Source organism: Porcipelethomonas sp., from assembly GCF_051893655.1.
Taxonomy (GTDB): domain Bacteria; phylum Bacillota; class Clostridia; order Oscillospirales; family Ruminococcaceae; genus Porcipelethomonas.
Genome location: NZ_JBJFHN010000125.1, coordinates 21,397 through 30,434, shown reverse-complemented (window position 1 = coordinate 30,434; position 9,038 = coordinate 21,397). Strand labels below are relative to the sequence as shown.

Below are 9,038 nucleotides of genomic sequence, written 5' to 3'. Positions count from 1 at the left end.
CAAAAGGGTTTCCCTCAATAGTTACGAAGATAGTTGCTGAAAATTCCGATTTATCTTGCAAAACTATACTCAATATAATCAGGAATTATTATTTAAAATTATATTATGTTTTTTTGACACATATTCCAGAACCCTGTCAGCGTTCCTGTTAAATATAAGCTTTTCAGGGAAGCCGGCAGCTTCAAGTATTTTCTCAGATATAGGCGTCTGACCGATAAGTCCGGCATAGTGACAATCAGTATCGACCACTATTTCAGTATCATATTTCTTACATGCATTTAAAAGTTCAATACAATTTTCTGCTGAGCTTCTGTCAAACTGTACTGAGCTTTCATTCAGTTCAGGAAATTTTCCATATTCTTTGCATGCTTTTGCTATTTCCTCAAAATCCACCGGATACCGCAGCACTGTACAATGTCCTATAACATCAATAACTTCATTGTTTTTTATTGCATTGACATAAGCGGCAGTATTTTCCTCTTTATTTCCGGGTTTGATTACCGGTACATGACAGGACGCCACTATCCATTGAAGACACGCAAGATCAATTTCTGTCATGTCTATATCTCCTTCAAAGGATCTTATATTAGCTTCTGCGCCTCTTAAAACTGTTACCCCGTTTATTTCCTGTGGAAGAACGTGAAGATTATGAAAATGCCATTTGTGAGGTGCATCCGGCATAGCCATTGCATGGTCAGTCAGAGCAAATACTTTAAGACCTGCTTTTTTTGCAGCAGCTGCCATTTCATCAACGGTTGAATATGCATGACTTGATGCCAGTGAATGACAATGAAGATCCGCTTCAATTAACATATTTTTCTGACCTCCGGTTAAAACTGCTCATAATTTTTAACGGTTTCCTTGCTGTCCATATCAAGACCCAGCTTGTCAAGCAGTTCCTGAGCAGCATTGTAGCCCATTTTCTTCTGTCTGTTGTTCATGGCTGCGACCTCCATGATAACCGCCAGATTACGTCCCGGCTTTACAGGTATTGTAAGTGACGGAACTTTAACTCCCAGAATTGAAGTATACTGATTGTCAACGCCCATTCGGTCATATACCTTTTCAGGATTCCATAATTCCATTTCCACAATAAGATCAATTTTTTCAGTAAGCTTTACAGCACCCATACCGAAAAGTCTTCTTGCATTGATAATACCGATACCTCTCAGTTCAAGAAAATGTCTGATATTATCCGGCGAACTTCCCACAAGACTTATATTTGATACCTTTCTTATTTCAACAGCATCATCTGCTACCAGTCGATGTCCTCTCTTTACAAGCTCTATCGCAGTTTCGCTTTTTCCGACTCCGCTTTCACCGGTAATAAACACGCCTTCACCATAAATTTCAATGAGAACCCCATGTCTTGTAATTCTCGGAGCAAGATTGAGGTTTAAGAATGCAATCAGTCCGGACATGAAATTTGAAGTACTTTCCTTGCTTCTGAGAAGCGGAACTTCATACTGTTTTGCAAGTTCAAGCATCTCAGCAAAATAAGGAAGCTCTCTTGTAATAATCAAAGACGGAAGCTTTTGTGAAAACAGTTTTTCAAGTCTTTCATATCTTGTTTTTTCATCTATAGTTGAAAGATATGCAAACTCCATTTTTCCTATAATCTGAATACGCTCAGGATTAAAATATTCATAAAATCCCATAAGCTGAAGTCCGGGACGGTTTACATCATTTTCATCAATAAAAATTTCTTCTGCATCTCTTGGAATAAAAATAGTTTCCAGTTTGAATTCATCAATAATTTTTTTAAGTGAAACCTTAAATTTATCAGCCATAATTTCCTCCATAATTATATCTTTTTGTTACTTGCCTGCAGCATGTCCTTAATTCTTTGGAATTAAACATTTTATTGTTACCATAACACTTATTAATAATTATACTATACCCAAAATTTTTTTTCAATACATTGTGAAATATTTTATGTTGATTTGATATAAACTTCATTAGAGCCTCAGGAATTTTCACGGCTTTATCGAATAATATTTATTTTAGCTCATATGATAATTATTATCCGCAAATTGATAAAATTAAATAATTTATGCATATTTTTTACAAAAAAATTGAAAATTTTTCATAAAAAACTTGATTTTATTTCAATTATGCAGTATAATGTGAATTAGTAAATATAAAAAATAATTTTAAAGAGATTTCAAGGATGACAGCAAAAAGAATTTATGGTATAATCTTACCTCCTGTTATAACTCTGATTATAATAGGTATTTTCTTTATGATTTTCGGGATTTTTCCTTTCGGCAGCCGGACAATTTCATGGTGCGACATGAATCAGCAGACTGTTCCGCTGCTTATGGATCTGAAAGACATTCTTGACGGTAAAGGAAGTATTATATATAGTACCGGAAACGCCGGAGGAATGAATTTCTGGGGAGTATTTTTGTTCTTTATCGCAAGTCCCCTATATCTGACTGTAAAATTTGTTGAAAAGTCCCATATTATTTATCTTGTTAATATTTTGTTTGCTGTAAAACTTGCTTTAGCAGCACTTACAGCAGCAATTTATTTTAAATATGCTCATAAAAAACTTAATATCAAAGGTGTTATTGTTTTAAGCGTCATGTACGCCCTGTGCGGTTACAGTATCATGTATTATCAGACTTTGGTCTGGCTTGATATAATGTATCTGTTTCCGCTTCTGGTTCTTTCAGTGGAACGAATGTGCATCAGGCAAAAACCTGCTATGTATTGCACAGTACTGACCGTGATGACAGCGATAAATTATTATCTGTCTTTTATGGTGGTCATTTACATTATGCTGGCAGTTCCGCTTTTTATTGCCATGAGATGCCCTCCCAAGTCCAGGAAAACAGCTTCCTTATTATTTATAATGACAAGCTTTGTTTCCATGCTGCTGACTGCACCAGTCTGGCTTTGTTCATTTCTTCAGGTCTCAGAATCTGCAAGAGGTGAAAACACTCTTTCAGGACTGCTGTACAAATCCATGTTTGAAAATACGGGAAATAAATTCTGTGTGATTATGAGTACTGGAATCTGTCTGGTAGTAATTCCATTTCTTATAAAAAATAAAATTTGCCGCAAAAAAAATGTACGGTACAATATTGTTATGCTGATTCTGCTGGCTGTTCCGGTTTTTCTGGATCCGGTAAATAAAATCTGGCATACCGGAAGCTACCAGAGCTTCCCTATGAGATATGGATTCATTATAATTTTCACAATGCTTACACTTACTGCTTACTATCTTGAATCCGTGGAGGAATGCAAAAAAGGCTCACCAGGCTTTACAGTTACACTGCTTATACTGATCCTATGCTGTTTTGCCGTCTGTATTTATACAGTTCTGTCAAAAAAACAGATACTTCTAAGCTATATAAACACCCTGCGGGTTGACCGTGAAGCATTTAAAATTCTGATATCGCTTGCTGTTTTCGCATGCCTTATGTATATTATCTGCTTTATGATGTCACGACAGAAGTTTATTAGTTCCAACATGTTTTATCTGTTCATTTCTATGGTCTTTATTACCGAATTTACCGTAAGTGCAACTGTTAATATAGGCTATGCAGCCAACGACGGAGATTTATTTAAAAACAGTGCTGTTCTGGAAAATAAAAGCCAAAGCAATGAGCTTACACGAGTTAAATCCGAAAAAAAATATCTTCATGTAAATATGCTTGGCGGACTGGGCTATGATTCTGCTGCTCACTATACCTCGCTTACATCTGAGCAATATATGTACACTATGAAAAAAATGGGCTATTCGTCATATTGGATGGAAGTAGGTTCAAACGGCGGAACTTGTCTTACAGACGCCTGGCTGTCCGTGAAATATTCTATAGGATCTTATTTTGATTTCAAATCCTATCATAAAATGCAGGATACTAAGGGTGCTCTTAAAATTGCAGAAAACACTATTTGCTGTCCGGCTGGTATTGCCGGAAACAAAACACCTCAGGAAATTCAAAATCTTGATTTTACTGACCGTTTCAGTATTCAGTGCCAGATTGCTGAAAATATTTTCGGTACTGATGAAATGCTTCACAAATACAGCATTTCATATACTGACAACGGACAGGTAATATATAATGACGGAAAATACAGCATCACAGCTGATGATCCGGATATGAGTTTATGTCAGATAAGATATTCCGCCAAAGTAACCGGCAGGCAGATTCTTTACTTTGACATTTTTGATACTCTCAGCAATCGTTTGTCCGAAGACTATTATAACTCCGCAAAGATTTATGTCAATGGAAACTGTCTTACTTCAAGTTATCCTACTCAGAAAAACAACGGATTATTTTGCCTTGGTGAATTTGAAAACGAAACTGCTGAAATAATGATCATCATGACCCGTGACGTTTCAGTTAAATCTTTCGGAGTATTCGGTATTGATACAGACAAATTGAAAAGCTGCACTGAACAGGCAGATGGCTGTACTCTTTCCGTAAACAAGAACACTGTCTCAGCTGAATACAATTCTCCTGATGATAAAAAATATTTATATATGGCAGTTCCTTTTGAAAAAGGACTAACAGCATATATAAATGGTCATAAAACTGAACTTTACAGAATTAATGACGATTTTTGTGCTGTCAGACTGGAAAAGGGGCAAAATAATATTGAGCTTAAATTTGTTCCTCCCGGAATGATTGCCGGAATAATTATGACATTATCTGGTATTTTAATATGCATTCTATGGAGAGCAAAAGGCAAACATGCTGCCGTAAAAATAAAATGCTTGAAAACTATATCGTTTATATTATGTTCCGCCTGCTTTTACGGTACATTATTTACTGTATATATTATGCCTGTAGCTTTAAGGCTGGCTGTTAAAATTTCAAGTATTATTTAATGTTAACAACAGCATTTAATATTAAACCTCTCACATGATGTTAAGTGCTGTAATATAATGTAATATAAATGTTATGAAAAGGATGGTAAATCATGGAATTACAAGGCATCAGTAAACTGGATTTAAAGAGAAGAAACAGAATTCAGATACTGAAAGTTATCAAAGAAAACGGACCTATTTCAAGAGTTGATATTGCAAGCTCTATGAAAATTACAAGAGCTGCTGTTACAATCATTACCAATGAAATGATTGAAGAAGGCGTTCTCTATGAAGTAGGTGAAGCTCCTGTTTCTCTGGATAATCTTCAGAAAGGCAGACGTAAAATACTTATTGACATTAATGAAAATTATAAATTTGCATTGGGTGCTTCAATAAGCGATGAACGTATATGCATTGGTCTTACAAATCTCAACGGAAAGATCTTGGATAAAACTTCGACTGATGTTACTCCTGAAATGACAAATGAAGATATCTTAAACTATATTACTGATTCATGTAAAAACATTCTTATCAACAGCTGTCTGGACTCCTCAAAGCTCCTCGGTCTCGGAGTTGCTATTCAGTCTGATATGTGCAGCAAAATGAAAGTTTATTACAAGGATGGCAAGCTTGATTATTCAAAAGTAATTAAAGTGCTTACCGCTTCATTGGGGATTGATGTTATTTGTTCTAACCTTACAAGCTCTCTGGCTCTCGCAAATCAACTGCCGGATTTAAGCGAAAGAAGCGGAAATTATGCTTTTATAAAACTCGGAAACCATGTCAATTTGGCTATTCTTCTGGAAAATGAAGTTATGCATGAAAATGTATTCTATACCAACCATGTTGAAAAAATGATCGTTAATCCCGGCGGCAGAAAACTTGAGGGATATCCTGATGGTTCTGTAAGAGCTGAGCTTACAAGAGATGCTATAATTTCCAAGTACAAGGAAGTTTTCTCTCAGGAAAATACTCCTGTTTTATGGGAAGTTACAAACGGAAATCCTGAAAATATATATTATAAAACCCTCTGGGCAGCTGCGTCAAAGGGAGATTCAAAAACCCTTGAGGTGTTAAATAATGTCCTGCAATGTCTTTGTGTTCTTATTAACAATCTTTCTGTAGCATTCTTTACAAAATCAGTTATTCTACATGGATTCAAAATGAATGACTGGACATATGAATACTTTAAAAAGTTTATTACTGATTTCTGCGGTGAAGAAGTTGCCAAAAAAATTCATCTGAGCCGTGTAGAAGATAATTTTGAGTTCAAAGGCGGAACATGCAGCATAATCCTTGATAATTTCTTTAACAAGGGTGGAATTGATAACGATCAATTTTAAAATTTTATGGGAGTGAAATTTGATTTTCACTCCTTTTTATTTTGCCGTTTTTTTGTTCTGAATTTTACTTTTTTCAGTGATTTTTCGGGTGCAAAATGCATTTCATACCCAAAAACCATACCACTCATACCATAACCCGGTTTTTTTGCAAAAAATGTGCTAAAATATAAATTGGTAGAGACAAAAAAATTATTATAAAGGAGTGTTCAAAATGAAATCAAATTTCACTAAATTTGTTGCGAAGTTCGGCGGACTCTTTGCAGCACTTGCTGTAGTTATTGCCAGTGTTTCTGCAAACACAACCTGCATGTGGATTTCTCATCAGCCGGAACTTCCTGATGATGTAAAGAAGCTTCGTAAATTCTAATGTTTAACCATATTACTGAAAAAATTGTAAGTAATATGGAGAAACATCATATGATCCAGGCTGATCTCAGGACCATTTATCAGTATGGCATAAATCAAATGCTTAACATGCTCTTAAATATTATCACCTTTCTTGTGATCGGTCTGGTTTGTCATATGATTATTGAAACAATTATTTTTACTGCTGCATATATTCCGCTTAGAATTTATGCCGGAGGATTTCATGCAAAAACACCTTTCAGGTGCTGGATTATATCAGCATTAATGCTGCTGATAGTCTTATCTGTCATGAAATTTACAAGCCTGAATATTTACATATATGACACTGCCGCCCTTTTGGCAACATTAATTATTCTTTTACTGTCACCGGTAGAAGACAAAAACAAACCTCTTGATGATAAAGAGCAGCATGTTTATAAAATACGATGTGTTATGGTTTTTGCAGCAGAAATAATAATTGATATATTACTGAAGTTTTTTCATTTTAAATCTTTTTCCATATGCCTTGAAATGGTATGGATCGCATTAAGTGTAATGCTTACAGCAGGTAAAATAAAAAATATAATACTTGAGAAAAATACAGAGCAGAAATAATTTTAAAACTTATTTCTGCTCTGTTTACTTATGAGATTTTATTAAATCTTGTCAGACCGTTTTCTGCACCAATTCGCAGAAGACGGTTATATTTTGCCACTCTGTCTGAACGGCAGGGTGCTCCTGTTTTTATCTGACCGGCATTTGTACCAACTGCCAGATCTGCAATTGTAGTATCCTCCGTTTCACCGGAACGGTGTGAAATAACAGCTCTGTATCCTGCGGATCTTGCCATTTTAATTGCATCAAGTGTTTCTGTAAGAGTACCAATCTGATTAAACTTAATCAGTATTGCGTTTGCTGCATTTTCTCTGATTCCTCTTTCCAGATGTCTGGTGTTGGTTACAAACAAATCATCACCTACAAGCTGAATTCTTTTGCCTATACGTTTTGTAAGCTCTACCCAGCCTTTCCAGTCCTGTTCGCCTAAAGCGTCCTCAATTGAAATTACAGGATATTTCTCAATAAGACCTTCCCAGTATGAAATAAGCTCATCTGTTTCATAAACAGCTCCTCGTTTGGGAAGATGATATTTGCCGTCTTTATACCACTCACTGCTTGCAGCATCAAGAGCAATTTTTACAGAATCCGTATTATATCCTGCGGATTCAACAGCATCAAGAATGCATTCTATTGCTTCTTCATCAGAATTAAGATCAGGTGCAAATCCGCCTTCATCCCCAACAGCAACAGACAATCCTTTTTTCTTCAAAACTGATTTAAGACTGTGATATACTTCTGTTCCCATTCTCAGTGCTTCTGCAAAAGTTGAAGCACCCACGGGCATAATCATAAACTCCTGAATATCAATATTATTAGATGCATGAGCACCGCCGTTTAAAATATTCATCATAGGGATAGGCATAATATCTGCTGATACGCCGCCAATATATTTATAAAGGGGCATTCGGTAATGATTAGCTGCAGCTTTAGCCAGTGCCAGAGACACTGCAAGAGTCGCATTAGCACCTAGTCTTGATTTATTTTCAGTACCGTCAAGATTTATAAGCATACTGTCAATTCTGCCCTGATCAATCGTTCTGGCATCAATCATAGCTTTGCGTATTTCACTGTTTACATTCTTAACAGCTTTCATTACGCCGTTTCCATTATATCTATTAGTATCGCCGTCACGCAGTTCCACAGCCTCATACATACCTGTTGACGCTCCTGACGGTACGCTTGCAATACCAACGCTTCCGTCAGACAGCAAAACTTCAGCTTTCACAGTAGGATTTCCTCTGGAATCAAGAATTTCATATCCTCTTACATGATCTACCTTTATACTCATACTCACTCACCTCAGCTTTCCAGTAAACGGTGCAAGAGTCAGTCGGACAAAATATCCCTGCGGATGACTGCATACCGGACAAGATTTCGGTGCTTCGGAGCTTTTATGAACATATCCGCAGTTTAAGCACATCCACTCTTCCTCAACATCTGAAACAAATAATTTTCCCTGTTCCAGAAGATCTGCAAATAACCCGAATCTTTCACCATGTGTTTTTTCAATTTTAGCAATCTGATTGAATTTACTTCCGATATTTGTAAATCCCTCCTGATTTGCAACAGCGGCAAAATCAGGGTAAACCGGTTCAAATTCTTCAAATTCATTATGCTGTGCAGATCTCAGCAGTTTCAGAACATCATCATAAATATCTACCGGATAACTTCCGTCAATTGTTATATTTTCACCTGTCATTTCCTTAAGGAAGTTATAAAATATTTTTCCATGCTCCTTTTCCTGTTCAGCAGTAAATTTAAAAACTGCTTCAATAACATGCAGACTTTGATTTTTTGCAGTACCTGCCGCATAATCATAGCGGTTTCTTGCCTGACTTTCTCCGGCAAATGCTCTTAATAAGTTTATGTGCGTCTGACTTTCCTGTAAATTCATAAGCTTTCCTCCTGTA

Annotated in this window: 8 protein-coding genes; 4 read left to right on the top strand and 4 right to left on the bottom strand. The window is 36.1% G+C overall.

The window, feature by feature from the left end; all coding sequences use genetic code 11:
* Positions 1–78: 78 nt before the first annotated feature.
* The gene (locus ACI4WO_RS07445; RefSeq protein WP_439806924.1) at positions 79–813 is read right to left on the bottom strand and encodes a phosphatase; all 735 of its coding nucleotides are present in this window, start codon (positions 811–813) and stop codon (positions 79–81) included.
* 17 nt (positions 814–830) lie between these two features.
* Positions 831–1,790: an HPr(Ser) kinase/phosphatase gene (hprK, locus tag ACI4WO_RS07440; protein ID WP_439806923.1), complete on the bottom strand. Its 960-nt coding sequence runs from the start codon at positions 1,788–1,790 to the stop codon at positions 831–833.
* A 380-nt stretch (positions 1,791–2,170) separates the two neighbouring features.
* Here hprK and ACI4WO_RS07435 point away from each other — a divergent pair, with 380 nt between their 5' ends.
* From ACI4WO_RS07435 to ACI4WO_RS07420, 4 genes are all read left to right on the top strand, one after another.
* Positions 2,171–4,843, top strand: a complete 2,673-nt coding sequence (locus ACI4WO_RS07435) for a YfhO family protein (RefSeq protein ID WP_439806922.1) — start codon at positions 2,171–2,173, stop codon at positions 4,841–4,843.
* Between the two features lie 92 nt (positions 4,844–4,935).
* On the top strand, positions 4,936–6,165 hold the full coding sequence (locus ACI4WO_RS07430) for a winged helix-turn-helix transcriptional regulator (protein WP_439806921.1): 1,230 nt from the start codon (positions 4,936–4,938) through the stop codon (positions 6,163–6,165).
* A 211-nt stretch (positions 6,166–6,376) separates the two neighbouring features.
* Entirely contained in the window at positions 6,377–6,532 is a 156-nt protein-coding gene (locus tag ACI4WO_RS07425; protein ID WP_439806920.1) for a cyclic lactone autoinducer peptide, read from the top strand.
* Positions 6,532–7,125, top strand: coding sequence for an accessory gene regulator B family protein (locus ACI4WO_RS07420; RefSeq protein ID WP_439806919.1), 594 nt, complete (start codon positions 6,532–6,534; stop codon positions 7,123–7,125). Before ACI4WO_RS07425 ends, ACI4WO_RS07420 begins: the two co-directional genes overlap by 1 nt.
* Positions 7,126–7,153: 28 nt before the next feature.
* Here ACI4WO_RS07420 and eno read toward each other — a convergent pair whose 3' ends face one another.
* Together eno and rbr are read right to left on the bottom strand one after the other, a co-directional pair.
* The gene (eno, locus tag ACI4WO_RS07415; protein WP_439806918.1) at positions 7,154–8,416 is read right to left on the bottom strand and encodes a phosphopyruvate hydratase; all 1,263 of its coding nucleotides are present in this window, start codon (positions 8,414–8,416) and stop codon (positions 7,154–7,156) included.
* Between the two features lie 6 nt (positions 8,417–8,422).
* Positions 8,423–9,022: a rubrerythrin gene (gene rbr, locus ACI4WO_RS07410; protein ID WP_439806917.1), complete on the bottom strand. Its 600-nt coding sequence runs from the start codon at positions 9,020–9,022 to the stop codon at positions 8,423–8,425.
* Positions 9,023–9,038: the final 16 nt, after the last annotated feature.